General features: G+C 62.9%; 24 protein-coding genes and 1 tRNA gene. 11 read left to right on the top strand and 14 right to left on the bottom strand.

Annotated elements, in window-relative coordinates; all coding sequences use genetic code 11:
- Nucleotides 1–17: 17 nt before the first annotated feature.
- On the bottom strand, nucleotides 18–737 hold the full coding sequence (locus OQ789_RS01435; protein WP_324682950.1) for a response regulator transcription factor: 720 nt from the start codon (nucleotides 735–737) through the stop codon (nucleotides 18–20).
- A gap of 158 nt (nucleotides 738–895) precedes the next feature.
- Here OQ789_RS01435 and OQ789_RS01430 point away from each other — a divergent pair, with 158 nt between their 5' ends.
- Nucleotides 896–1,612, top strand: coding sequence for a hypothetical protein (locus OQ789_RS01430; protein WP_324682949.1), 717 nt, complete (start codon nucleotides 896–898; stop codon nucleotides 1,610–1,612).
- Between the two features lie 27 nt (nucleotides 1,613–1,639).
- Nucleotides 1,640–1,711, top strand: a tRNA-Thr gene (locus OQ789_RS01425).
- Between the two features lie 76 nt (nucleotides 1,712–1,787).
- On the opposite strand, the gene OQ789_RS01420 is transcribed toward OQ789_RS01425, so the two are convergent.
- Nucleotides 1,788–1,898: a recombinase XerD gene (locus OQ789_RS01420; RefSeq protein ID WP_324682947.1), complete on the bottom strand. Its 111-nt coding sequence runs from the start codon at nucleotides 1,896–1,898 to the stop codon at nucleotides 1,788–1,790.
- A 165-nt stretch (nucleotides 1,899–2,063) separates the two neighbouring features.
- On the opposite strand from OQ789_RS01420, the gene OQ789_RS01415 reads away from it, so the two are divergent.
- Nucleotides 2,064–2,987 carry a metal-dependent hydrolase gene (locus OQ789_RS01415; RefSeq protein WP_324682946.1) on the top strand — a complete coding sequence of 308 codons (924 nt, stop codon included), beginning with the start codon at nucleotides 2,064–2,066 and terminating at the stop codon, nucleotides 2,985–2,987.
- Between the two features lie 99 nt (nucleotides 2,988–3,086).
- On the opposite strand, the gene OQ789_RS01410 is transcribed toward OQ789_RS01415, so the two are convergent.
- Nucleotides 3,087–4,115 (bottom strand): hypothetical protein, encoded by a 1,029-nt coding sequence (locus OQ789_RS01410; RefSeq protein ID WP_324682945.1) that lies wholly within the window; start codon nucleotides 4,113–4,115, stop codon nucleotides 3,087–3,089.
- Between the two features lie 256 nt (nucleotides 4,116–4,371).
- Here OQ789_RS01410 and OQ789_RS01405 point away from each other — a divergent pair, with 256 nt between their 5' ends.
- Nucleotides 4,372–5,301, top strand: a complete 930-nt coding sequence (locus OQ789_RS01405; protein ID WP_324682944.1) for an alpha/beta hydrolase — start codon at nucleotides 4,372–4,374, stop codon at nucleotides 5,299–5,301.
- 90 nt (nucleotides 5,302–5,391) lie between these two features.
- Nucleotides 5,392–6,258, top strand: a complete 867-nt coding sequence (dapF, locus tag OQ789_RS01400) for a diaminopimelate epimerase (RefSeq protein WP_324682942.1) — start codon at nucleotides 5,392–5,394, stop codon at nucleotides 6,256–6,258.
- 539 nt (nucleotides 6,259–6,797) lie between these two features.
- Here dapF and OQ789_RS01395 read toward each other — a convergent pair.
- Nucleotides 6,798–7,958 carry an iron-containing alcohol dehydrogenase gene (locus OQ789_RS01395; protein WP_324682940.1) on the bottom strand — a complete coding sequence of 387 codons (1,161 nt, stop codon included), beginning with the start codon at nucleotides 7,956–7,958 and terminating at the stop codon, nucleotides 6,798–6,800.
- Between the two features lie 152 nt (nucleotides 7,959–8,110).
- Nucleotides 8,111–9,253, bottom strand: coding sequence for an aromatic ring-hydroxylating oxygenase subunit alpha (locus OQ789_RS01390; protein ID WP_324682939.1), 1,143 nt, complete (start codon nucleotides 9,251–9,253; stop codon nucleotides 8,111–8,113).
- A gap of 366 nt (nucleotides 9,254–9,619) precedes the next feature.
- Here OQ789_RS01390 and OQ789_RS01385 point away from each other — a divergent pair, with 366 nt between their 5' ends.
- The 3 genes from OQ789_RS01385 to OQ789_RS01375 all read left to right on the top strand — a co-directional run bounded on the left by OQ789_RS01385 (nucleotide 9,620) and on the right by OQ789_RS01375 (nucleotide 13,314).
- A complete protein-coding gene (locus tag OQ789_RS01385) occupies nucleotides 9,620–10,714 on the top strand; it encodes an aromatic ring-hydroxylating dioxygenase subunit alpha (RefSeq protein WP_324682938.1) in 1,095 nt (364 codons plus the stop codon).
- Nucleotides 10,715–10,823: 109 nt separating this feature from the next.
- Nucleotides 10,824–12,233, top strand: a complete 1,410-nt coding sequence (locus OQ789_RS01380; RefSeq protein WP_324682936.1) for an NAD(P)/FAD-dependent oxidoreductase — start codon at nucleotides 10,824–10,826, stop codon at nucleotides 12,231–12,233.
- 157 nt (nucleotides 12,234–12,390) lie between these two features.
- Nucleotides 12,391–13,314, top strand: coding sequence for a metal-dependent hydrolase (locus tag OQ789_RS01375; protein ID WP_324682934.1), 924 nt, complete (start codon nucleotides 12,391–12,393; stop codon nucleotides 13,312–13,314).
- A 44-nt stretch (nucleotides 13,315–13,358) separates the two neighbouring features.
- On the opposite strand, the gene OQ789_RS01370 is transcribed toward OQ789_RS01375, so the two are convergent.
- Nucleotides 13,359–13,508 carry a hypothetical protein gene (locus OQ789_RS01370; protein ID WP_324682933.1) on the bottom strand — a complete coding sequence of 50 codons (150 nt, stop codon included), beginning with the start codon at nucleotides 13,506–13,508 and terminating at the stop codon, nucleotides 13,359–13,361.
- A 424-nt stretch (nucleotides 13,509–13,932) separates the two neighbouring features.
- Here OQ789_RS01370 and OQ789_RS01365 point away from each other — a divergent pair, with 424 nt between their 5' ends.
- Nucleotides 13,933–14,601 carry a helix-turn-helix domain-containing protein gene (locus OQ789_RS01365; protein ID WP_324683344.1) on the top strand — a complete coding sequence of 223 codons (669 nt, stop codon included), beginning with the start codon at nucleotides 13,933–13,935 and terminating at the stop codon, nucleotides 14,599–14,601.
- Nucleotides 14,602–14,634: 33 nt separating this feature from the next.
- Here the strand turns inward: OQ789_RS01365 and OQ789_RS01360 are convergent, their stop codons facing one another.
- The 3 genes from OQ789_RS01360 to OQ789_RS01350 form a co-directional block, all read right to left on the bottom strand.
- Nucleotides 14,635–16,257 carry an NAD(P)/FAD-dependent oxidoreductase gene (locus OQ789_RS01360; RefSeq protein ID WP_324682931.1) on the bottom strand — a complete coding sequence of 541 codons (1,623 nt, stop codon included), beginning with the start codon at nucleotides 16,255–16,257 and terminating at the stop codon, nucleotides 14,635–14,637.
- Nucleotides 16,241–17,179, bottom strand: a complete 939-nt coding sequence (locus OQ789_RS01355) for a metal-dependent hydrolase (protein WP_324682930.1) — start codon at nucleotides 17,177–17,179, stop codon at nucleotides 16,241–16,243. Before OQ789_RS01355 ends, OQ789_RS01360 begins: the two co-directional genes overlap by 17 nt.
- Before the next feature lie 170 nt (nucleotides 17,180–17,349).
- On the bottom strand, nucleotides 17,350–17,637 hold the full coding sequence (locus tag OQ789_RS01350; RefSeq protein ID WP_324682929.1) for an SRPBCC family protein: 288 nt from the start codon (nucleotides 17,635–17,637) through the stop codon (nucleotides 17,350–17,352).
- 300 nt (nucleotides 17,638–17,937) lie between these two features.
- Here OQ789_RS01350 and OQ789_RS01345 point away from each other — a divergent pair, with 300 nt between their 5' ends.
- Nucleotides 17,938–18,870 carry an alpha/beta hydrolase gene (locus OQ789_RS01345; RefSeq protein WP_324682928.1) on the top strand — a complete coding sequence of 311 codons (933 nt, stop codon included), beginning with the start codon at nucleotides 17,938–17,940 and terminating at the stop codon, nucleotides 18,868–18,870.
- A 30-nt stretch (nucleotides 18,871–18,900) separates the two neighbouring features.
- Here the strand turns inward: OQ789_RS01345 and OQ789_RS01340 are convergent, their stop codons facing one another.
- From OQ789_RS01340 to OQ789_RS01330, 3 genes are all read right to left on the bottom strand, one after another.
- On the bottom strand, nucleotides 18,901–20,688 hold the full coding sequence (locus tag OQ789_RS01340; protein ID WP_324682926.1) for an N-acyl-D-amino-acid deacylase family protein: 1,788 nt from the start codon (nucleotides 20,686–20,688) through the stop codon (nucleotides 18,901–18,903).
- A 315-nt stretch (nucleotides 20,689–21,003) separates the two neighbouring features.
- Nucleotides 21,004–21,621: a hypothetical protein gene (locus OQ789_RS01335; protein WP_324682925.1), complete on the bottom strand. Its 618-nt coding sequence runs from the start codon at nucleotides 21,619–21,621 to the stop codon at nucleotides 21,004–21,006.
- The gene (locus OQ789_RS01330) at nucleotides 21,593–23,806 is read right to left on the bottom strand and encodes a hypothetical protein (protein WP_324682924.1); all 2,214 of its coding nucleotides are present in this window, start codon (nucleotides 23,804–23,806) and stop codon (nucleotides 21,593–21,595) included. Before OQ789_RS01330 ends, OQ789_RS01335 begins: the two co-directional genes overlap by 29 nt.
- Before the next feature lie 402 nt (nucleotides 23,807–24,208).
- Between OQ789_RS01330 and OQ789_RS01325 the strand changes: the two genes are divergently transcribed.
- Nucleotides 24,209–24,337: a hypothetical protein gene (locus tag OQ789_RS01325; RefSeq protein ID WP_324682923.1), complete on the top strand. Its 129-nt coding sequence runs from the start codon at nucleotides 24,209–24,211 to the stop codon at nucleotides 24,335–24,337.
- A 122-nt stretch (nucleotides 24,338–24,459) separates the two neighbouring features.
- Here OQ789_RS01325 and OQ789_RS01320 read toward each other — a convergent pair whose 3' ends face one another.
- Nucleotides 24,460–24,762, bottom strand: coding sequence for a LapA family protein (locus OQ789_RS01320; protein ID WP_324682922.1), 303 nt, complete (start codon nucleotides 24,760–24,762; stop codon nucleotides 24,460–24,462).
- Between the two features lie 122 nt (nucleotides 24,763–24,884).
- Nucleotides 24,885–25,709, bottom strand: coding sequence for a DUF732 domain-containing protein (locus OQ789_RS01315; RefSeq protein WP_324682920.1), 825 nt, complete (start codon nucleotides 25,707–25,709; stop codon nucleotides 24,885–24,887).
- Nucleotides 25,710–25,751 lie beyond the last annotated feature (42 nt).

Below are 25,751 nucleotides of genomic sequence, written 5' to 3'. Positions count from 1 at the left end.
GCTGCCTGCGGGACGGTTCAGCGCGGTTCCCGCAACACATATCCCACTCCGCGCAGGGTGTGCAGCAGCCGTTTTTCCCCGGTATCGATCTTGCGACGCAGGTACGACACGTAGGACTCGACGACATTGACGTCACCTCCGAAGTCGTAGCGCCAGACATGGTCGAGGATCTTCGGTTTGCTCAACACTGTGCCGGCGTTGATCACAAAGTAACGCAGCAGCGTGAATTCTGTCGGGGACAGCGATACTGGCTGACCAGACTTCCACACTTCATGCGTTTCCTCGTCGAGCTCGATGTCGGCGAAAGTGAGGCGCGCGGAGCGCGGTTCGGCGCCGCCCTTGCCGGTGCGGCGAAGGATGACCCGCAACCGGGCGACGACCTCTTCGAGGCTGAACGGCTTCGTCACGTAATCGTCGCCGCCCAGCGTCAGGCCGGCGATCTTGTCCTGCAAGGAATCCCGGGCGGTGAGGAACAGTGCGGGGGCGTCGATGCCGTCGGCGCGCAGCCGTCGCAGCACTCCGAAGCCGTCCATGCCCGGCATCATCACGTCGAGAATCACCGCGTCGGGACGTGACTCGCGCGCCCGATCCAAGGCTTGGGCGCCGTTGGTTGCCGTGTAGACCTCGAACCCCTGGAATTTCAGGCTCACCGAGAGCAGCTCGACGATGTTGGCTTCGTCGTCGACCACGAGGACGCGAGCCTCGGGTTTCGCGTCACTGGGAGTTGCCGATGTCATCAGTTGCTCATGTCCCTTACTAAAAGGCTGCTATGTGATGGTTGTGTAGTTCCTGCAAGATTAGTGCCGACACACTGATAGTAGTCTGCTAGGAATCATCGCAATCCCTTGGAATGTAAAGCCGTTGCCCGACAATGCGTGGCGAATAGACTCTTGGAATGAATCTCGCCAAAAGCGTCATGTCGGCTGCGACCGCGCCCGCGCGGATGGGGCTGGCCGCTGCGGACGCAAGTTTGAGCGTCGCGAGCGCGGCCGTCGGCGTGGCGAAGCGGGCTCTCGGTGAGGGCGGGGCCGCCGGCACCAACGCGATGACGTCCATGCTGGGGATCGACGACGCGATCCTTCGGGCGAATCGCCTGGCCAGGCTGCTTGACGACGACGCCCCGCTGGGCCGGGCGGTGGCCCCGGACGGCCCGATCGATCGCATGCTGCGCCCGGGCGGCGTGGTCGACCTGCTGACGTCGGAGGGTGGCCTGCTCGACCGGCTGACCGCCGAGGGTGGGGCCTTGCAACGTACGCTGCAGCCCGGCGGGCTGGCCGATCAGCTGGTCGCCGAAGACGGTCTGATCGAGCGGCTGCTGGCCGAGGACGGCCTGGCCGACCGGTTGCTGGCCGAAGGTGGGCTGGTCGACAAGCTGACGGCGAAGCACGGACCGCTGGACCAACTCGCCGACGTGGCCGACACCCTGGCCCGACTGACGCCCGGGATGGAGGCCCTCGAGCCCGCCATCGCCACCCTGCAGGACGCCGTCATCGCGCTGACCATGGTGGTCAACCCGCTGAGCAACATCGCCGACCGCATTCCGCTGCCGGGACGACGGCGTCCCTCGTCACGTGCGGTGCGCTCAGCGCGCGTCATCGACACCGACGGGTGACCGATTAGGCTGGGTCCGGTTTCACCCGCCTCCTTAGCTCAGTGGTAGAGCACTCGCCTTGTAAGCGAGCGGTCGTCAGTTCAATCCTGACAGGGGGCTCTGCGCCAAAATCCCTATCTAGCTGGGCAAACAAGTTCGGCCGTCGTCCGCAAGGGTGTTCGAATCCTGCTCGATGTCACGTCGATGTCACAACCTTCTGCAAGGTCGCTGCCGCCAGCTTCAGCGCGTCGTCCTGGGCGTGAACGTAGGTGCGCATCGTGAAAGCCGGGTCGGCGTGCCGAACCACGCAGAGATCACCGCGATCGGCACGCCCTCGGCCTGCATTAGCATGCGCAGCTATGCCCGGCGTGATGCAGCCGAATCTTCCGAACCTTGGCTGGGAGACCATACGGATCTGTGATAGTGTCTAGTAGTCCAGCCTACTTTCCGATGACGGTGCTTTAGGGGTCTGATGTCAAATCTTAAAGTGCGGCGCGTCCGATTCGACCTTGCCGGAGACGACATCCCCTTTAACTGGCATCCCGAACGACCGGCGTTCGCGATGCAGTGCAACACCATCTCCTTTTTCGCGCCCGGTTTCGAGAAGTTCGTGGTCGATGCGACCCGCGAGGCTATCCCATTGATGACCGACGCCCAATCGATCGAAGAGGCCAACCTGTATCTGCGCCAGGAGGCCCAGCATTCGTCGGCTCACGTGCGGCACATTAATGCGTTGTGCCGGCGCTGGCCAGGGCTACAGGAGACAATGGATCAGGTCATCGCTTCCTACGATCACCTCACGGCCACCAAGCCTCTGGACTGGCGGCTCGCATACACGGCAGTCATCGAAAACACCTTCACGCCCTACTTCAAGGTGTTCCTCGATCACGACGACAAGTTGTTCGAACCCGGTGACGAGCGGGTCGCTTCGCTGTTCATGTGGCATTTCGTCGAAGAGATCGAACACCGCAGCTCGGCGCTGATCGTCTATAACGCTGTGCGTAACGATTACTGGTATCGGTTCAAGACGATGGCGGGCGTGATCAAGCACATGAGTGAGATTCTGTCCATCATTTCCACCGGATTCCAGAAGCATGTTCCACCCGAGGACGGCGGCGATCTGGGTCGACTGATCCCAAAAGGCATGTCGCCCAAGGCAATGCGAGCTTCTATGAAAGCCGCAAAGGAGCTGCACCGACCCGACCAGGCCACGTACGCCGGTGTGCCGCACCGCGAAATGGCAGCCATGCTCATGGGCCTGGTGCGCTCCCAGGCTCCTGGCCACAATCCGGATTTTGAGACCTTACCCGCTTTGGCCGGCCGCTGGTTCCGCCGCTACGAGGAGGAACCTCGCAGCGCCGCACGCTGGTACACCGTGGGCACTAAGACTGCCTGACCGAGCGCGGAATGCCTGACCGAGCCTGCCCGATTTGCGGCATCCATACGCCGCGTCGTGTGCTGACCTCGGCCCAGATGCCCGCAAGCACCCGGACCCTTACGCGGATATGTGTTCGACGCTCGCTCGGTTCGGCAATTTGGAGTGAACCGCGCGCCGTCGTGCGCCGACGACTATCGGTGAGAGCGCGAAGCCGCTGGTGACAACCAGTCCCAGCGTCTGCACTAGCAGGTACGACGTGATACCGCCCTCGTGGACGACGTTGCCGATCACGAAGGTACCGAAGCTCACGACGTAAAGGCCCACAACGAGCGCAGTTACAGGTTCGACGCGATCGTTAACCCGCGCCGAGCGAAGCGCTGTCACCGCGATGGCGCAATACGTCGCAACCAACAGGGCAGCCAACGGCCACTGCGGTCCCTTAAGCGCAGAGACGACTGTCAGAGGCGACATCAAGATAGGTCCGCCGACCAGGACGGCCAGCGCCGCGAGGGGCGGAAAGGCTCCCAAAGCTTTGGCTGTCGACCAGCGCGCCGGCGCAGTCGCCGTGCCATCGATGCGCGGCAAGGCCCATAACGCGACATAGATGAAGAGTGCATCCCAAAGCCCCTGCCAGCACATGTCGACCAGGGGCCAGCCGACCCAGTACTGGAAATATGTGAAGTTCGGGTCCCACGTCCACCACACGACATGGCGTAGGTTGCCTTCGATGATGTATGGCGCGTCGAGGGCGATCATGAACAGACCACCCGTGGCTGCCGCCTGCCACCGCTTTTTAATGCCCAGCGCCTCAACGACTTTGAAGCCGGTGAATAGGAAGACCGGGTAGAAGATCGTGACGTAGAACGGCATCATCGTGGTCCCCTTCCACAACGGGATGGCCGTCCAGTTGAGCATCACCAGGAAATCTCCCTGCACGTACATGTTCAATGTCGCCATGCCAGCCAGCTCCAAGATGAGGCCATAGACGAACGCCGCGATCAGCACTGCTGCATAAATCCGCCGGCCCCGCCGGAACTGCACGACGGTGTGAACGACCGCCGCCACGAACATCGTCAGCATCAGCAGATCGAACACGTTCGTCTGCCAAGGAATTTCCGCTGGATTGTTCAAGACGATCAGGCTCATCTTTCACCCCGCCCGTTGATTAGGAGCGCCAGCGTGGGCCAGCAGTCGATGGCTGGACATTATTTTGGTAATGTATGCTCGGGTCGTACGATCTGTCAACGACAGTGCACGACATCAGAGCGTCCCTGGACACCGTCAGAGCCTCCGTGGCGCCGTCGGCCGGCGTCGATCGTCTGGCGGCTTGGACTGACTGGTGTCGGGGACGGGAGCTCATGGCATCCAACACGCCCGCAGCTCATCAGCGAACGGTGGCGCGATGACCGACGTGGCGGAGAAACTCGAATTCACGCTTTCGCATGTCCGGATGGGCGCGCTGGCGTGGGGCCCGTCCGATGGACGACTTGCGTTGTGCGTGCACGGCTTCCCCGACAGCGCCGACAGCTGGCGCCCGGTTGCGACCATCCTGGCCGATCAGGGCTACCGCGTGGTTGCGCCCTACACCAGGGGCTACGCACCGACGTCGCTGCCCGACGACGGCAGCCATCACATCGGCGCGCTGATGACCGACCTCGTCGAATTACACCGGGAACTCGGTGCTCCGCACGACGCTGTACTAATCGGTCACGACTGGGGCGCATGGACCTGCAATGCCCTCGCCGCATGGCCGGAATCGCCTTTCGCCGAGCACATCTCGATGGCATTACCACCGGTGCAAGCGATCGATGTCTCAGAGTACGGGCTTGCGCGAACGCTGAAGATGTCGGCCATCCAGCTCCGAATGAGTTGGTATATCTTGTTTTTCCAATTGCCGGTGCGACCGCACCGCACCTTGGGCAGGGTGATCCCGCGGTTGTGGCGCGACTGGTCGCCGTGTGACTCGGACACCGGCCAGGGCGCCGCCCATGCGCTGACGGCGCTGCCCAACGACGCCCACCGCAAGGCGGCAGTCCGCTACTACCGGGATATGTTTCGTTTCACCCCGCCGCCGGCGCATTACGCGGACCTGCACCGCTACCGCTTCGAGTTGCCGTGTCACCCGATGTTGCTTCTGCATGGCGCCGTCGACGGCGCCATGCAGGTCGGCTACACCGAAAAGCTGCTGGACTCCTTGCCGGCAGGAAGCCGCACTCAAACCATCCCGGGGGCGGGCCACTTCCTGCAGGTAGATCGGCCGGGCCCGGTCGCCGAAGCCATCCTGGACTATCTGGCCTCCCGACCCGATCCCGCAACCCAGGGTCAGCAGTGACTCCCCTATGCGCAGCACTACGGAGTGCAACAGATTTCACGGCTGGCGTGAACGCCAACCGGCTGCCCTCTATTCGCGGATCCTGAGCACGTGTTGTTCGCCAAAGGGCATGGCATCCTGAACGATTTCGTGCTGCTGATGGATCTGCCGGCGAGGCTCGACCTCACGCCGGCAACCGTGACGGCCCTCTGTGACCGCCGCCGCGGTCTGGGCGCCGACGGCGTGCTGCGGGTGACGGTCGCGGGTTCCGCTCGTGAGGCAGGGCTCTTCGATCAACTGCCGCAGGGCATTACCCTCGACGACTGGTTCATGGATTACCGCAACGCGGACGGATCGATCGCCCAGATGTGCGGCAACGGCGTCGGCGTGTTCGCGCATTACCTCTGGGCGGCCGGGTTGGAGCGTCGCAGGGAGTTCGTGATCGGATCTCTCGCGGGTGGACGCCCCGTCGAACTACACTCCGCCGACTCGACCACGGCGGACGTAACGGTCGAGATGGGTAGGACCACTCAACGCGGCACCGGAGAGGCGAAGGTGGGCGGGCGGCGCTTCGCGGGCCTGACGATCGACGTGGGCGGCTCGCATCTCGCCTGTGTCGACCCCGACCTGACGCTCGACGAGCTGGCCGCGCTCGACTTGCCGGCGCCAGGCACCGTCGACCACTCGCGGCTCCCCCCAGGCCTCAACGTCGAAGTGCTGACGGCACCGGTAGATCGATCGGTGTCAATGCGCTTCGTTGAACGTGACATCGGCGAGACCCGGTCGTGCGCTACCGGGGCGGTTGCGGCAGCCGTTGCGGCGCTGGCGTTCTCCGGTTCGCACGCGGGCGCGGTCGAAGTTCGCGTGCCGGGCGGACAAGTCAGGGTGACGGTCGCCGATGAGACCAGTTATCTGCGCGGACGGTCGGTCCTGGTGGCCACTGGTGAGTTATCTGAAAAATGGTGGCGCGATCAATAGCGCCGAACGGGCTGCGCAGCCGCCGCAGCCGATCCTGCCGGCAGCATCGGTGTCGAACAGGACCGGCTGAACACCATCGATTCTTCGATGCGGTCGAATCGGAAGTCCACAAGATCGTCCAGGATGCATTGGCATATCCGATACACCACGCGAGGTTAGGCACATCGCTGAGTAGGAGCTCGTGTAGGCCCAGCGCTCGTTCGGCTTGACCTCCACCCGTCCTTCACCACCCGCACCGGATGCTCGTGCTCGTAGCGGCTCACCGCGGCAGATTTCGATGTGCGGCTACCGGTTCAATTGGCACCGCACCAGCAGCGCATAGACCGTTGCGGCCATTATCGACAGTCGCGAGGCAAATAGCCAACGGTCAGAGCATCCACACTTACCCAACCAACTTTGCCAGTCCAGCACACCTAGGACGTCCATCACGACGTCGTCAGGGGTCTGCGCCGGGACAATGCCGGTTCTTGCCGCCGCTATGCCCGGTCAGGGCGGTCGTACGGTTGAGGCGCACCCGGCGTACGAATCGCGTGAGCCGATTATCGGTACATCCTCTGATAGAGCTGGATTACTTCGTCGATGTCGGGTATTCGCGGGTTGTTTCCCGGTGATCCAGAGGCGAGGGCCTGCTGGGCCATGACATCAAGGCGAGTGTTCCAGTCTTTTTCGTTGATGCCGTACTCAGCCGGCGAGGGCACCGCGACGTCATCGCATAGGGCATCCAGCTCGTCAACCAGCGCCGCCGCAGCGACCACGTCGCTTGTCGCATCGTCGGCCAATCCCATCGCCCGCGCACAGTCCGCGTAGCGCCCGGGGGCGGCTTCGGCGGAATAACGCGTGACGACGGGAAGCAGCATCGCGTTTGAAAGCCCGTGAGCCACGTGGAAATGTCCCCCGATGGGTCGGCTCATCCCATGGACCAGCGCCACGCTCGCATTGGAAAAGGCTATCCCCGCCTGCATGGATGCCAGCATCATCGCTTCTCGTGCGACTCGGTCCTGGCCATCGACGTACGCACGCCTTAAGTTCACGGCGATGCTACGCATCGCCGTGAGTGCAAATCCATCACTGAACGGGTTGGCGCGACGGCTCACGTATGCCTCGATGGCGTGTGTCAGCGCGTCGACACCGGCGTCAGCCGTCAGGCGCGCCGGCATCGTGACGGTGAGTTCAAAATCAATCACGGCAGCCAGAGGAAGGAACGACACGCCCGCGCAGAGCATCTTCTCGTGCGTCTCGTCATCGGTGATGATCGTGAATTGAGTTGCCTCTGAACCACTCCCAGCGGTCGTGGGAACCGCAACGATCGGCAGAGCCGGCCCGCTGTAAAAGCTGGGCGCCTTGAAAGAGGCGATGCCGCGCTCTGAGGTCGCCAACACAGCCAATGCCTTGGCCGTGTCTATCGGACTACCACCGCCGAAACCGATCACCGCGTCGGCCTTGTGGCGTCGAACAGCCTCGACTCCGGGGATCAGAGATGACGACGTGGGATCCGGCACCGTGTCCGAGAAGACTGCTGGATCACAACCAGCGGCACGCAGGATAGTCGCCAGCCGATCGGTCTGCCCAGCACCGTTGAGGTAGCTGTCGGTGACCAGCACCGGCCTCCGAATTCCCAACTGTGAGCTGAGCGTTCCCAGTTCCTCGATGGCACCGGCGCCAATCTTGTTGTGCCGAGGCAGCGTCACATTGCAATACATCGCGTCATCGTTTCGGGGAGGATAAGGTTGATGCCACCATGCGCGGGGTCAGGCCGGAACGGGCTGCGCCGCGTCGACGTCATTGGCAAACATCGCGTTGTCATTCCGATGGCAGATCGCCCAGCACCGTTCGCCCGCCCCCGTGCCGCGCATCAGCGTCTTCCGGTCGTGGTGGATTCCAGCAGAGCTTGTTGTCGCACCAAGGCCAGGTGGTGCAGCATCGGCTCGTTACGTCCGAACACCACCTCGGGAACGCCCGCTTCGAGGCCACGCTGGCAGGCCTCGGCCATCGGGAAGTCCTGATTGGCCAACACGTTACATACCCCATCCATCAGGATGCTGTACCACTCACGCTCCTGGTCGGTGGTGATCGGCGTCGGCGCTCCGTACGTCAGATGGACCACGCTGCTGCTGGGGGTGCGACCGGGATAGACGCGCAGCATCTGATACGACGCCGGCGCTTCGATCAGCACGCAACTGGGAAACAGGCCATACACCACCGTTCCGAAGTACTGGTCCGGCCACGCAGCTTCTGGTGTGTCGCGCATGTTTACCAGGTCGCGGAAAGGGAACGCCCAGCGATTGTGGCGACCGTAGATGTCATATACGGAGTTGTTGGAGGCGATCGGATCCAGCGTGTCAGCGTGCACGTAGGGAAAGTGGTAGCCCTCGAAGTTGACATCGACCGCCAGCTTCCAATTTGCCGCGATGTCGAATCGCCTGGAATTCGCGTGGTGCCGCGTGGAGAAGTCGTAGTGCCCCAACAGTTCTGCGATGTCACCGAGTGGATCGGACAAATCCACCTCATCGCTGAGAGCGACGATGACCAGTCCGGCCTGTTCGACGACTGACAGCGGTACTAGCCCTCGCCCGTCGAGCGCGCCGGCAAACATCCTGCGGGCCGGCGCACCCACCACTTTGCCATCGAGCCCGTAGGTCCAGCCGTGATAAGGACATGTGAATGTTCTCGTCGTCCCGCATTCGGCGGCTACCTGAGCACCACGATGAGCGCACCCGTTGATGAAGGCACGCAACTCGCCGTCGCGGCCACGGACCACCAACACCGGAGTACCCAGGACGTCCTTGGTGGTGAAGGAACCGGCGGTCGCAACCTCGCCGGACCAGGCGATGATGTGCGGAGTTCGGCGAAGCATCCCCACCTCGGCATCGAACCTGTCCTGATCGACATAGGTGGCGCGGGGCTCACGCCACACATCGTCGGCGACTTCCAATGAGTTGTTCTCGAACTGCTTGAGCGACCTGTGCGTAAGATCCAAAGATTCCTGGCGTGGCATGTCTATGACTCCCTAACTCTGACTCGACTCGATGTGCAAGCACCCGAGCCCAGCAGGTGACTAGACATCTAACGTCAGCCGTCTAGCGACGGTAGCACGGCGCGTGGTCGAGTTGTCAGGAAGCGACCGCGCGCTGACCAGTCATGCCACTGCGCCATCCACGCTTGGGAACTCGACAGTCCCGCCGGCGCAATGGCCCGATCATCGCGTCGCGTGGCGATCAGACCGTTCCACCGAAGCCGACGACAACTCGCTCATAGCCTACGTTGACAGGGTCATGGCTAGCGTCATACGCTTTTATAACTACGTATGGCCATTGGAGGATCCCGAATGCCGCGACGGGAAGCGACTGAGTTGACTCGGCGGGTGCTGGCCCACATGGCGCAGGACACGCTGGACGTGGAAAAGGACGTGTGGCGTGAGCCTGGGGCGTCCTTTGTTAGCCAGGACCGCCACGAAGCCGATCTGGCGATGTTACGGCGCAGCCCCCACGTGGTCGGGTGGGCCGGCGAAGTCGGGCAGCCCGGGGAATACATCGCCAAAGACCTGTTGGGTATGCCGATCGTAATCACTCGGGCCCGCGACGGGGTGCTGCGCGCGTTCTTCAACGCATGCGCGCACCGTGGAGCAGTCGTGGCCGAAGGTTGCGGTAAGACAAGGACATTCGTCTGCTCCTACCACGGCTGGACTTATGGTCTCGATGGTCGGCTCACTGGTGCGCCCGCACGTAAAATGTTCGACGGGGCTGACCTCGATTCGCGAGGCCTCAGGGAACTCCCGATCAGCGAGCGCTGCGGTCTGCTGACGGTGGGGCTGGCCGACGACGTCGACGTCGAGTCCCACTTGGAAGACGTCGAGAATACGTTCGCTGAGTACAACTTCGCTGAACGACGGCATTTCGAGACCCGCCGTTACGAAGTCGCGGCAAATTGGAAGCTCAACATCGACATCAACTTTGAGGGCTACCACATCAAGTATGCCCATCCGGAATCGCTGTTTCCGCTGGTCACCAACAACTCCGTGATCGACACCTTCGGTCGCCACTGCCGCTTTGCTTTTCCATTCCGCCAAATCACTGACTTTCAAGACCAACCGGAAGACAGCTGGCTTCCCGACTTCATGGGCATCTTGGTATGGCATTTGTTCCCCACCACCGTTCTCGTCGAGGTACCCGGCAGCGTGCAGATGATTCGCGTCTACCCCGGGCCAGAACCGGGCCGGTCGATTACGCACCTCAGCCAAGGGACACTGACGCCGATCACAACTGACGCCGATCGCGAGTGGTACACCAACCTGCTCAACGGCAACTGTGCCGTGCTCGTCGAAGAAGACTTTCCCCAGGCTGAATCATGTCAGATGGGTTTGCAGACGGGTCTGGATCATGTCGTGTTCGGCCGGAACGAACCGCTCCTTCAGCACATGGCCGCAGTCTGGCAAGGCGCTATCACTGAATTCGCGTAGCGCGTCCGGAAATCGGGCCGGATCGCCCATGCAGCGATCAGCCTCGGCGGCACTTGGAATCTTCTCAATCCGAAATTAATAACCGCGAATCATTTGGAAGGGTCGTATGATGACTGCTCAGAGCTTGGATGCCGTCATCGCGGGGGCGGGGTTTTCTGGCATCGCCGCGCCGATCGAGTTGAAGAAACTGGGTTACCAGAACTTCGTGATCGTCGAGCGTGAAGACGACATCGGTGGCACCTGGTGGGTGAATCGATACCCCGGCGCTGCGGTGGACATCTTTTCTACCACCTACCAGTACTGGTTTGAACCAAATCCGCGATGGAAGCGGCTGTACGCCGAGGGTCCCGAACTGCACGCCTACGCCAAGCAGGTCAGCGACAAATATGACGTCACCCGTCACGTCCGGCTCAACAGCGCCGTGGAAAGTGCGATCTGGGACGACGACGGAAACGTTTGGCGCGTGGCGCTGGCCGATGGCAGCACCCTGGTCGCTCGCATGCTGATCAACGCCACGGGATTTCTGTCTCAGCGGCATTTCCCCGACATCGAAGGCCTCGAGACTTTCGAGGGGGAAATCCTGCACACCACGTGGTGGGATCCCAGCACCGACCTCAGCGGCCAGCGCGTAGCGGTGATCGGCACCGGCGCGACCGCAGTCCAGTTACTGCCCCATGTCGCCGACGCCGCGCGCGCCCTGACGGTCTACCAGCGTACCCCGATCTGGGTGCTACCCAAGTATGACTTCGCCATACCCGAGCGGGTGCAGAATCTCTTCGCCTCGGTGCCGTTGTTTCATCGTTTCGTCAGCTTCCTGACGAACATGCTGTATCAGTTCGTACTGATGACCTCCGTGGTCAACCATCATCGCTTCAGCAAGCTCGCGAAGTTCGTCGAGTGGGAATGCCGTGCCTTGCTGTACCTTCAGGTGCGCGATCGGAAGCTCACCAAACCCAATGTGGCGCTGCAGACCGCCGGGATCGAGCGCATCGAACCCGACGGCATCGTCGCTCGTGACGGCACCCGCGCGCAGGTCGACACTTTAATCCTGGCAACGGGATTCAACGTCTACGACCACAACTTCCCGTCGTTCGAGACGATCGGCCGAAACGGCGTCAACCTCGGAAAGTGGTGGCGCGAAAACCGCTACGCCTCCTATCAAGCCCTCTCGATGCCGCACTTCCCGAACTACATCGGCATGACCAGCCCATTCGCATTTACCGGGCTGTCATTCTTCGACGGCATCCGCGGACAGGTCACCCACATCAACCGGTTGCTCACCGAGGTCCGCCGCAAGAACGCGAGCACCTTCGAAGTCTCCGAGGCAGCCACGCTCGTCTGGACAGAGCAGATGCGCACCAAGATGAACACTTCCGTGTTGTTCCACGGTGATTGCGCCACCGCAAACTCCTACTACTTCAACGACGACGGCGACGTCTGTTGGTTCCGCCCGCAATCGACTCGCCGCGCCACCAAGGACCAGGGCCGGTTTCCGCTCAGCGACTACCAAATCGCCTGACCCGCCCGTTCGCATTGTGATTTCCAGCCCGTCCCGCGCGTGCCGATTGCGCCGCTGTACGCATCATCGCCGAGGAATCGCCACACCGATCTCACGCGAACGGTCTCAGCACTGAAAAGTGTTGTTTCTTATGGTAATTGAAATGATAGGAACCGAAATGGAAAGCGACATCAAGGTCCGCCGCGTCCGATTCGATCTCGGTGACGACGACATACCCTTTCTCTGGCAGCCCGAACGGCCTGCTTTCAGCATCTACACCAACTACATGTCATTCATCGCCCCTGGGTTCGAGAACATGATCGTCGACGCCACCCGCGAGGCAATCCCGTTGATGACCGACCCGGCAGCGATCAAAGAAGCCAACCTGTTCCTCCGCCAGGAAGCTCAGCACTCCGCGGCACATATTCGGCACATCAACGCGCTATTGCGGCGTTACCCGGGGCTTCAGGAAACCCACGACGAAATGATGGCTTCGTACGCTAATCTCACGGCCACCAAACCGCTGATGTGGCGGTTGGCCTATACAGCGGCGTTGGAGAACACCTTCACGCCCTACTTCAAGGTCTATCTTGATCACCAAGAGAAGCTCTTCGCCCCTGGCGACGACCGCGTCGCGTCCTTATTCCTCTGGCACTTCTGCGAAGAGATTGAACACCGCAGTTCAGCGATGGTCGTCTACAACGCCGTCAACGGCAGCTTCCTGTACCGGCTCAAGGCCATCGGCAGCGTGGTCAAGCACATCGGTGAGACCACCGGCATTGTGTCGCGCGGATTCCAGAAACACATCCCGGCCGACGATGGCGGCCATTACGGCGCGCTGCTGTCTGAGGGATTCGGGATGCGCGGATTCAGTGGCGCTCGACGCGCGACCAAGCGGCTCGGTCTGACATCTCAGCAAGCGCCGTACGCCGGGGTGCCGCGCAGTGAGATCATCGCCATGTTAATCGGCTTGATCCGCTCGCAGGCACCGCACGCAAACCACAAAGACGCGAAGGTGCCGGAGTTCGCGTATCGGTGGTTCCACCGCTACGAAGAAGACCCGGCTGGCGCCGCACATTGGTACGGCTCGAATACGGCCTGAACCCGACACGGATGTTCCGGTGAATTGTACGGAGGCCAGCCCGCCTAGGCGCTGGACCAGTTCGTGTTGCGATCGAACGCCTCGATCACGCACTTGCGCGAAATCGCCTCCACGCGTCCGAACAAATCGCCGGCGTCCACACCGTCAACATGCACCGTCAAAATCGAGCACGACCCGACCAACACGCTGGCCACCCCGTCAGCGTCCTCCGCAATTTCCTGTCACGCGCGGTGAGGAACATCAGTAGCTTGCACCGGAATTCGACGTACTTTGGCCAGCGGGCCGAAGCGGCGAGCCACGAATTTCGACGTCGCGCCGACTCAGACTCCAATTGTCAGCGCTGCCCCGGCATCGACATTCAGCTGTTGGGAGGTTCACCCGCCGCCGCGACAATGCCTACATCCAATTGGATCTCGACGACATCAAAGGGGGCCACGAACAGATTAGGTGTCCTGTCCCGATCTGGTCTCGGATCTGTGGGATCTCGCCGACCTCTTTCCACGAGCTCAGACGACCTCTTAGAAAGCGCACGCAGCCGGGTAATCGCTGGTGCCCGCGTAACGGGCGATAAGATCCGGCTATGACAATGCTGGACGGCCGAGGCAGGCAACACTAGTGGTGCGCAGTCATGGCTGGTCCGGAAATGCGCCTGCCTCGGACGAAGAGGCAATCAATCGCATCCTCGACTCGGCGGAGAAGATCATCGAGGAACGTGGGGCATCCATGCGGCTCGCCGACGTCGCACGCGACATCGGTGTCACCCGGCAGACTGTGTACCGCTATTTTCCCGGCACGGCAGCCCTTATGGTCGCCACCGCCATGCGATCGGCCAACGGCTTTCTCGATCAATTGGCCGCCCGCATGCGTCCCGAAACCGATCCCGTCACCGCGGTCGTCGAAGGGATGGCGTTCGCGATCGAGAACCTGGCCGATGACCGTCAGGTCGGCCTCGTACTGAACGAACGCAACGATGCCAAGGCCGGGTCGATCATGACGGAAGCTGCGGTGACATTCGGCCGCTCGATGCTGCATACCCTGGACGTCGATTGGCATCAGCATGGTTTCACCGATCCCGATCTGGATGAACTCAACGAATTCTGTCTGCGGACGCTGAACTCATTGCTTGTCGATCCTGGCCGACCAGCTCGAAAGGGGGCCGAACTCCGCCGCTTCCTGACTCGCTGGATCGGCCCGGCCATCGCCTATCCGCAGCAAGCCGCAGCGCTCGAGGCCCTTCGTCCTATTCCGGCGCCGGCAAATCCGCGCCGGCGCTCGAGAGCGCGCTGACTTTCCACTTGGGCCCCGAGATCGATCGCGCTGTCACGGTCGGGTGCCTGCCGACCGCGGCCAGTGGTTGTGCATCTGCACGGTTCCGTACGTAAGCGCCGACCATGCGGGCAACGTCGATGTGTCACCGAACCGAGTGAACACCATCGATTCTTCGATGCGGTCGAATCGGAAATCCACGAGGTCGGCAAGGAAGTTGTGGCGCACGAGCCACGGCCGCTTCCGCCCCGATTTCGGCAACTGCCGGCCACTGCGCATGACATAGCCCGATTCGAGGTCGAATGTCGGTTTCTCCGTTAATACTTCGTTACCCAATGTGGGATAACCCCGGGTGTAGCCGTTGGCGCTCATGTGGGCGACCAGCCGCGCGAATGCGCGTGCCGTCATGTCAGCGCGCAGTGTCCAGGACGCATTGACATATCCGATACACCACGCAAGGTTGGGCACGTCGCTGAGTAGAAAGCTCTTGTAGGCCCAGCGCTCGTTCGGCTTGACCTCCACCCCGTCGATCACCAGTCGCACGCCGCCCAGCGACTGGAGTTGAAGACCCGTGGCGGTGATGACGACATCGGCGTCTATTCGTCGCCCGGATCGCAGCACGATCCCGTGGGAGTCGAATCTCTCGATGTGGTCTGTCACCACCTCGATGCGGCCGTCCGACACCGCCTTGTAGAAGTCGAAGTCGAGCGCGACGACGAACCGTTGGTCCCAGGGATCGTAGCTCGGCTTGAAGTGGACGTCGACGTCGTAACCTTCCGGCAGCGACTTCACCGCTGTGCGTCGGACGACATTACGACTGGCCTTAGGCGCCATGCGACAGAAGTAATAGACCATCAGGGTGAGAAAGATATTCACCCAGCGCACGGCGGTGTGGGCTGACTGAGTTGGCAGAACTTTGCGAATGATGTCGTTGAGCGGGTTGAACTCGCGCTGCGACATCAGGTATCCCGGCGACCGCTGAAGCAGCGTGACCGACCCCGCATCCTGCGTCAACGCAGGGGCCATGCTGATCGCCGTTGCGCCGCTGCCGATGATCACGACGCGCTTTCCGGCGTAGTCGAGGTTGGTCGGCCAATGCTGAGGGTGAACGACCTTTCCGGCGAAGCTGCCCAGACCGGGGAAATCCGGCGTATAGGGGTCGTCGTAGCTGTAGTAGCCAGTCCCGAAGAACACAAAGCGGCATTGGAAGCGTCTGGGTCGCCCATCCTGTGTCGCTTCCAATGTCCACATGTCGGAGTTTGAGTCCCAATTCGCCGTGTGCACGTGGACGCCGAACTGGATATGGCGGTCGATGCCATGCTTGGCCGCCGTGTCCGTGAGGTACTGTTGAATCGCGTCACCTTGGGCGATACTTTCCGCGCGAACCCAAGGCTCCCATGGAAAGCTCAACGTAAAGATATCGCTGTCTGATCGAATTCCCGGATAACGGAACAGATCCCATGTTCCACCGATCCGGTCGCGACGATCGAGAACGGTGTAGGTCAACCGCGGATTCGATTCCTGCAGCCGGTACGCGGCACCGATGCCCGACACTCCGGCACCGACAACCACCACGTCGGTGTACTCGATCCCGGCGTCGTCACCCCGGTCACCGAACTGCGCATCTATAGGCACATCGAGACCTCTCTGTAGCCTGTCGTCATACCGGCGAGACATCGGCGGCATGTGCTTTTTGCGAGTACCACCGTGCCAAACTCGTGGGATCCGTCTCGTAGCGTTCCAGCAAGCGCCAAGCGAATGACGGTGTTTTCTCGGCTTGAGCGTTGTGGTTCGGGCTTTGGGCGCGAATGAGGCCGATCACCATCGCAACCAACTCACGGCGCGGCACGCCCTGGTAGGTCGCTTGATCCGGATTCATGAGCTCCTTCACCATCCGCTTTGCGTCGCGAAATCCCTTGAACGAGAAACCATTCGGCAAGACGGCTCCAAAGTGGCCGCCGTCTTCGGGAGGCACATGTTGCTGAAAGCCGTTGGACACGATGGCGACCGTCTCGCTGATGTGCTTGATCACGCTGCCCATCGCCCGCAGTCGGTACCGAAAACTGTCGTTGACCGCGTTGTAGACAATCATCGCCGACGCGCGGTGCTCGATCTCCTCGCTGAAGTGCCACAGCAACAATGACCCCACCCGCTCGTCTCCGGAAGCGAACAGCTTGTCCTCATGATCCAGATAAACCTTGAAGTACGGGGTGAACGTACTTTCCAGGACAGCGGTATAGGCGAGCCGCCACATCAGCGGTTTGGTCGCGGTGAGCCGGTCATAGGATGCGAACAACTCGTCGACGGTGTCCTGCAGCCCTGGATACCTGCGGATCAGAGCTTTGATGTGACGCATATGTGCTGACGCGTGCTGGGCTTCTTGCCGCAGATACAGGTTTGCCTCTTCCACCGCATCCGGATCCGTCATCAGCGGGATTGCTTCGCGGGTGGCGTCGACGATCAGCTTCTCGAATCCGGGAGCCAGGAACGACATGTAGTTGGTCACGACGCTGAACGAAGGTCGCTCGGGCTGCCAGAGGAACGGGATGTCGTCGCCAGCGAGATCGAAGCGAACTCTGCGGACCTTCAGGTCAGTCATGGCGTTTGCCCTCACATTCCGGCCTGTCAGCGAGCGCCCCATCGGTGTCACTGCACGTTGCGTCCGCCCATGCGGCCACTCCTAGACCATACACTATTTGACCTACGTATGGCGGTTACCGCGAAGGAAGTCGAATTCCGAGGCTACGGCTGAACACATTCGATCGCGTCTTAGCCAGACGCAGCGGACAGACTCACTTCCGCCTCGTGGCGCGTGAGTGCATCCGCCCACACGACGGCGAAATGGTGTAGCAGTGGCTCGTTTCGTCCGAATAGAACGTGGCCTACTCCTGCCGCGAGCCCTCGCTGGCACGCCTCCGCGGCCGGAAAGTCTTCGTCGCGCGACACCAGGCAGGCCGCGTCCATCCCGTAGGCATGCCAATTGCGCTCCTCGTCGGTGCGCAGCGGCGCAATCGTGCCGTAGGTCAAGTAAGCGACACACTCCCCCGGCGGGATCACGTGTGCTCCTCGGTCGCTGCGTAACGGCTGGATCCTCATCCGGTATTGCTCGCTGGCACGCGAGAGGTCGGGAGCGGTTGAGGCCCAAGAAATCTCGCGACCATACTTGCCTATAAAAATCGGTGGTGATACACCCGAGTATGGCGCGCAACGGTGGAATGAGCAACAACGCGACACCTTGTGATCAGTGAACCGCGGCCGTTCACAACCCGCCGCACCTTATCTGACCTCGTCGCCGAACACCGGCTTATTTGTGTATGGTCAATGTGAGCTGGCGTCGGCGATCGGGACGGAGAAGATATGGCAGAGCAATTCCCACCGAACGCCTTCACCTCGCGGCGAGCGATCGATCCCGGTCTGCGGCCGATAGCACGTGTGCTACCCCGAGGCTATGCGCTGCACCGTGGCCTCAAGCCCCAGCGCGCGATCATGAAGCTTCTGGGCTCAGCCGGCCGCGACCGCCGAGTACCCGTCGAGGCGATCAACGATCACGTTTCGGTTCGAGTTCATCGCCCGGTTAGTCTGCCTGCGTCGGCGCCCGCACTGTTGTGGATCCACGGGGGCGGCACGGTGATGGGCACGGCCGGCCAAGACGATCTTTACTGCCGCAAATTGGCGCACCTGTGCGGTATCGCCGTTGTCGCCGTCGAGCACCGGCTGGCACCCGAGCACCCTTACCCCGCTCCGCTCGAGGATTGCTACGCGGCACTTGTGTGGTTGGCCGACCAGCCGTGGGCGAATCGGCAACGTCTGGCCGTTGGAGGAGCAAGTGCCGGAGGATATTTCGCCGCTGCTCTCGCACAGTTCGCCCATGACCGCGACGAGGTCCGGCCCATCTTCCAGATGCTGATCTATCCCATGCTCGATGACCGCACCGGACCAGATAGCGACAACCGCAAGCGAATCATGTGGTCTGCGCGCGACAACCAATTGGCGTGGCAGTGGTACCTGGGCGGCGCAGATGTCGCCGACGCGGTTCCAGCGCGCCGCGACGACCTGTCGGGGCTGCCGGCGGCGTGGATCGGAGTAGGGACGCTGGATCTGTTCTACCGAGAATGCATGGAATACGGCCGACGCCTGCGTGAGGCAGGGGTGCCTGTGCACGAAGAAGTGGCGCCAGGAGCGTTTCATGCGTTCGACCAGTTGCGCGCAAACGCGCCGATATCGGTCGCTTTCTTCGCGAGCCAATGTGAGCATCTGCGGGCTGCGCTCGTCGATTCATCGAGTGAATGATCGACACGACTCAGCTGCGCGGTAACCCGGCTACGTGAGTCCCGCGACGGAGCGCGAGTGCCGGACCGCGGGCATCTTCTGGCCCGCGCGCAACAGACTGCCCGTTCGCTCGACGCCCACAATGTCGGTGGGTTGGCCTTCGGCGAACACCAAGCGGCCGCTGACCATCACCGCGGTCACCGTCTCATCGTTGCGGTTCACCATGCGGGACATCCCTCCGAAGTGCTCAATAGTGTCCTCGGCGTAGGCGTCGAGCCGCTCATCGAGCTTCGTCGGGTCGAGCACCAACAGGTCGGCGCGATCACCGAGGCGCAGGTGTCCGGCGTCGATGTCATACCAGTCCCCGAGGTCACCAGTCATCTTGTGCACGGCCTGCTCGATGCTCATGAACGGCCGACCGGCCAATTCGCAATCGCGTACGTGGCGCAACAGACGCAGCCCGCTGTTGTAGAACGCCATGTTCCGCAAGTGTGCGCCGGCGTCTGAGAAGCCCATCTGGATCGCGGGGTGCTGTGCGAGCTTCTTGAGGACCTCGGGCCTGTGGTTGGAGATCACGGTGCGCCAACGCACCGCCTTACCATGTTCGAGAACGAGGTCCAGAAAGGCATCGACCGGGTGGAGGCCCCCACGTTCAATTCCGATCTGGCCGAACGACTTACCGACAACGGATTCATCAGGGCAGGAGACGATTTCGGCGTCGAAGAAATCTCGGTGCCAGACCCGGATCCCCCTCTTGTTTTCGTAGTCTTTGCGGAACCGGCGGCGGTAATCCTCGTCGCGCATCATCTCGTCGCGTTCGGGACTGTCCGCGACATGTTGCGCCAGGCAGCCACTGCCGAACTCTTCAAAGATGACGAAGTCGATCCCGTCGGCGTAGACCTCGAACGGCACCGGAAGATGTTGCCAGCGAAAGTTCGCGCCGAGTCGATTCACCATGCGCGCCGGGGGCCCCATCATGTAGGGCGAAAATGGGTTCGACTTCACATCGGCCGCCGATAGCAGGGTGGTCTTGAGACTCTTACGGAAGATCCCCAGTGACTGCATCATCTGCGACACGATGTTCAACGGATTTTCGATGTCGGGACCGGACTGAAGGACCCGACGACGGCGGCGGACAATGCTTTTGAGACGCCGCAGTTCACGGATGGTTGCGTAGGTCGACGGCAATGTCCGCGACCGACACGTCTCACCATCGAGTTTGTCGAACTTCAGCTGCTGCGAAGACAGCCCGATGAAGCCGGCGTCCAAAGCCTCAGTCAGCCACTCCTCCATCTGCCTGCGCTCCGCGGCACTGGGGCGAACGTCGTCGCGCGTGGCCCGGTCCAGACCCATGATGGCGGTGCGCATGTCGGAGTGGCCGATGAACGCCGCCAAATTGGCTCCGAGCGGCCGCGCCTCCAGCGCATCGACGTACTCTTGCGCGCTGGACCAGTTCTTATTGCGGTCGACAGCCTCGATCACGTACTTGCGCGGGATGGCTTCCACGCGGCCGAACAGATCGCCAGCGTCCACTCCACCGACATGCACCGTCGAAATCGAGCACGACCCGATAAGCACGGTGGTCACACCGTGGCGCAGCGATTCCGACAGTGCCGGCCCCTCGAGCACCTCGACGTCGTAGTGGGTGTGGATGTCGATCATGCCCGGCAGAACCCATTTGCCGCTGCCGTCGATCACGTTCGAGCAACCCGTGGCGTCCAGCTCGTCTGCGGAGATGGCGGCGACGTGACCATCGCAGATACCGATGTTCCGGATGGCCGAGGGTGCGCCGGTTCCGTCGAACCACCGCCCGTTACGAATGATTGTGTCGTACAACATGTGTCCATGAGACATCCCGTTGAATTACCCTGTCAACGATTTCGCCACACGTTTTTTCGTAAACGTCTAGCGGTGTTCGCGCACCCCGATTCGCTCTGCCGCCGGTGCAGACAGACGCCTGGGTTGCAGTTCGGCAGTGCACATCCGCGTTGACGGCCGATGCCGCTGGCCTTGTAAGGGCTCTGCGCTTGACCCATGTCAGCCTCGCGCGACGGGCGGCATTGCGCACCGGGCGCAACAGCACGAGCGTCTACACCAGGCCGACATAGCTTGCGCTCAGCGCCGGCGATACGGCGGCGCGCCCGGGCGAGCCCGTCACGCAACGGCGACCAACTTGGTCCACTGGCCGCCGACCAGCTTGTGTCCCTCCCAGCTCAGCGCGACCGGCAGCTCGGCGCGGATCGCGATGTGGGCACCGTGGCCGGCCTTCACACCGGCGTCGAGCCACACGCCGACGGTGGGGTCATACACCCGGGCGTCCGTCTCGCTGACCCGCACGACGTTGACCTCGTGGTAGACGACGCCCGAACCGATCCAGTTGAACGCCTCGGGAAGCGAGGACCACTTGGACCGCCAGTGCGTCGTGCGTTCGGCCGCGCAAAATCGCAAGACCTGTCCCGGGAAAGCTTCAATGCCCTTCGCGCGGAAGATCTCGAGGGCGAACGCCGAGAACACGCCACAGTCGATGGTTGGGGCGCGCACGGCGTCGCACCATGCCAGCGGCCAGCGCGTCGGTCCCCAGGCGTAGCGCTCGGTCAGCCAACCCGGCCCGGCGAACGCCAGACCGTCGGTGGCGGCAAAGTCGTGCGAGCGACCCATCGCGGCGAGCCACGCCCGCGCGCGGTCACAGCAGGCGCCGTGGCGGCCGAGCACCGACACCGCGGCGCCCACCCATTCGGGGCGATCAAAGACATCCACCGCGGCCGAAGCCATAGCTCATGATTTTTTCATACCCGCCGGCGTCACACACCATGAAACGGTCGCCGACGGCGAGGTCCTCAGGCAGGTCCAGACCGGACGAAACCACGTCGTCCTCCATGCAGATCCGGCCGAGCATGCGTACGGGGCCCCGCGCCACCGGCTCCGGCCGCGGGCCGTCTAGGCGGAATACGCGGTGCGGATACACCGAGACAAGCGGCAGCTCGGCAATGCTGGTGTCGACCACGACCTCATCGAGCTTGCCGCCGCGGCGACGTAGGTCGAGTACCGACGTCACCACACCCATCGTGGCCTGGGTCAAAGCACGGCCGGGCTCGACCAGAAATTCCTTGAGGCCGGGCAGTCGCGCCGCGGCGAACCCGGCGAGGTCGCCGAACGGGATGCGCGCGAGATCATCGGGGTGATAGCCGCCGCCGACGTCGAATACCTCAACGGGCTTGCCGGTTGCGGCCTCCAGCGACGCCGCCCACGCGATCGCCGCCTCGACGACGTCGCGCCAGTGGCCAACGCCGAGAACCATGCTCGCAATGTGCACGTGGACGCCGAAGACGCGTTCGGCCGGCAGCGCGGCGACCCGCGCGCACAGCCGCTCGAACTCGCTGGGCTCGTCGAGCACGACGCCGAACCGCGACGGGAGGCCGGGCACGCGCAGCCGCACGCCCCACACGTGATCGCGACGTCCCGACGCGGCGAACCGCTCGAACTCCTCGATCGAGTCGCAGAAAACGGCGTGCAGCCCGTCGGCGCATGGTGTGCCGGCCGGCCACCATTTGCCGGGGCCATTGAGCACGATCTCGGCCGGCGTCCAGCCCGCCTCCAGCGCCCGTCGGACCTCGAGCAGGCTGATGCACTCGGCGAGCATGCCGGCCGCGCGCGCCCGCTGCAGGTACTCAAGATCTGGGCTGGTCTTGAGGCTGTAGGCGAACTTCGGCTCGATGCTGCCGCCGGTGTGCCGTGCGAGCTGGGCGAACGCGGCGTCGGCGCACCGGCCAAGCAGGATGCGGTTGGGCGTGGGCCGACGGTCGGCTGCCGCGTCGGCCAGGTCGGCGGCGAGCTCGGCGGTGAGCTGCGGCGCCGCGGGACCACCCGCGAGCGGAGTGACCTTGCCGACGATCGACGGCAGCGCGGCGCCGTACTTGCCATAACTGGCGTCGATCTTGTGGTCGGGCTCGGCGATCAGTGGCAGCGGCAGCTCCTCGCGCACCGCCACCTCGGTAACCACGCGGGTGAACTCGGCGCGATCGGTGAGCGGGCGGCGGCTCGGCTCTCGGATGTCGAGCGCGCGGCGGACCAGCGCCGCAGGCAGGTTGCGGCCGGCGAGCGTGGCGCCATGGATCCATGCCGGGAACCGCGGGTTCCACTCCATCAGCCACCGGCGGTCGTCGACGTCGCGCAGGACCTCGATCTCCGCTCCGCCCGTCCACTTCGTCGCGGCGACCGCAGCCTCTAGTGCCGCATGGAGTTCGTCCGGCAGCTCGGAGATCCGGCCGGCCCAGGTCTTGCCTTCGTGCGTGATGATGCGCTTGCGCATGTACAACGCATCGAGCAGGGCGCCGCCCGTCGCTGCGAACACAATGGACTCCTCGTAGCCCCGGACGTGAGCCTGCAGCGACAGCCGATCGGTCTTCCAGCGCTCGCGCAGCCGGGCGCGGGTGGCTTCGAGCTGTCTCCAGCTCTTGACCGCGACGGCGTCGTGGTAGGGACCCTTGACCCACACCCGGAAAGAGTGGGCGCGGCAGAACGTGTGGATCTCATCGTCCGAGGCGGCGAGGTCGAGCGCCGGCGGCCGCGCGAACGGGAGGGCGCCGGCGATGCTCGGCGCCGGCTTCATGGTCTGGGCCAGCCCAGCGCTTGGCGGCGCCAGGAGGCCTGGGCGCTCGCCGAGCTGACGCGCGAGCCAGGAGATCTCGAGGTCCAGGGTCGGGATCCAGCACGCGCCGGCGTCGAGCTCGGTGCCGATCTCGGAGGCGTAGAGGTCTTCCTCGATCAGGTCCCACGATGGCTTGAGCCAGATCGCGTCGAACACGTCGTGGTGTAGCCCGGAGCTGCCGGCCCAGTAGTCGACGCCGACCACGCGCAGCGAGGGCAGGTCCGCGCGCAGCGAACGCGCAACACCCAGGCCGGCCGATGGACTGGGCCCCGAGTGGACTCCAGAGACAAAGACGGTCGCGTTTGACACAGCACTACCTCATCACAGCGCCACCTCATCGACGAGCAGTTGCGGACGCCCCACCGGCTAGTGCGAGGTGACCGAGATATCCATGGATGGTTGACCGCGACCGAATTTCTCGTTTCTGGCGACCGCGCCGCGAAGTGGGGATCTGACTTAGCACCTTCTCGGCACCCTTTGCGGCACAACCGCTAAGTCGCATGCGTCTACCGGCACCTTTTGGCTCGACGTCGTCGGGCTTCGCGAACCAATTAAGCGCCTTTCCCGGTCAACGACTAGAGCACCGCCAATTCTGAGTATTTTGTCCGATTTCTGCAGTATTTGACACGTGCACAAAATAATTGAATAGCATCAGCCAGCAGGCGGGCATTTGCCGTCAGGGTTGCCCCTACCAGCAGAAAGGCGTGATCGATGAGGACGAAGAGCACCAAGAAGATGCTAAAAGCCGCCGCACTGATCGCGGTGCTGACCGGTGTGATGCTGGGATCGTCGGGCTGCATAACGATCGGCGCGCCGGCCGCCGTCGAAAAGTCGCTCTAGTCACGTCCAGCCGATAAACGCCCGTCGCAGGCCCCCTAGCCGCGACGGATCGGATACGTGACTGCATTGGCGAGTCACAGTCGGAGCGGCCGGAAAAGAAGTTCATGTATTACGAACGTTATTCAGCCGGCCAGCCTTTTGTGTTCTTTGATGTTCCAGTCACTTTCGAGTTTTCGCACTCGCCTTGCTTCTTTCCACAGCCAGGCCCCACCCATGGCCATAGCCAGCAACGAGATGGCGGCGGCGACGACGCCGGCCTGGTATTGGCCGTAGGCGAAGCCAGCGAGGCAAATTCCGTATGCCGCCAGACCGACCGCCATCAGGAGCAACGCGGGCTCCTTGGCCGGACTTTTCAGCGCCTGCCCCACCAGCGGGCGGCTCGTCCGCTGATGGTCGACGGGATCATTCGAGGTGATATAGCTCACAATGGCCTCCTCTGACGCCAGGCTACTCACCAGTGATCACGAAAACAATAACCACAAGCCACTATTTACACACGCACGCTTGCGGCTTGGCGCGTCCTGATCTGCCCGGGGTAATGGCCTGGTCAGGGGGGCCCTGGAACTCCGGGCAGACCGCCCTGGATGTCGTGCAAATTCCCCTGGATGCCTTGGAGTTTCCGCTCGATGGCCTGCAGATCGGAAATCGTGCTCTCGTACGCGGGCGAGATCGGATCCGGGCTTGCCGGCCGAGACTGGGGGCAATACGCGAAGATGGCGCCCGCGGTTACGGCGGTGCTTTGATCGGCGTCCCAGATGGACCCCCGTTGCACGGACGCGACCGCGTCCGCGAAGTTCGGCTGGCGCGCCAGGAAGTCGCAGACTGCGTGCCCCTGACTCATCACGTATTCCTGGCTGGGAACCGGCACACCTTCCTGCTTCAGCGCGCCGATGAACGCCGCGTCAATGGCGTTGATCGCCGGAGCGGACGGCTTCGGCCCAGCCGGCGCGCCGGGCGCATGCATTGCGGACGGCGCGGACGGCGCGGCCGAAGGCGGGTTTTGCTCCGGCTGCGCCGACGAACCCTGGCGGTGGAGCACGAACATCACCAGCACCGCGCCGACGACGGCTATCAGCGATAGCGGTAGCGCCGCGAAGAGCCCCAGGCGTCGAAGCCCTGCAATCTTCCGTCGCCGAGACGCCCTGGCACGCGCTTTGCTGTCCCACTTCCGCGACTTGCGCGTGGCGGCAACGACCTCTGTTTCCCAGACTTGAAATGCGTCGGCCTCCGAGGGCCCCGCGCCGTGGGCCAGGATTTCGTCGAGCAGTGCGTCGGCCTCTCGAGACGACAGCTGGCCGCCCTGCTCGCGGATGGCCTGACGCCGCAGCGCAAGGAGCCGTAATTCGGCGTTGATCTGATCGCGGTCGCGCACATCAATCAGTCTGCGAGTGTCGCGTCATTGCCACAACTCCTT

This window comes from Mycobacterium sp. 94-17 (assembly GCF_035617725.1).
Classification (GTDB): domain Bacteria; phylum Actinomycetota; class Actinomycetes; order Mycobacteriales; family Mycobacteriaceae; genus Mycobacterium.
Note: the sequence above shows the minus strand (reverse complement) of the source record. Positions and strands in the feature narration are given on the sequence as shown.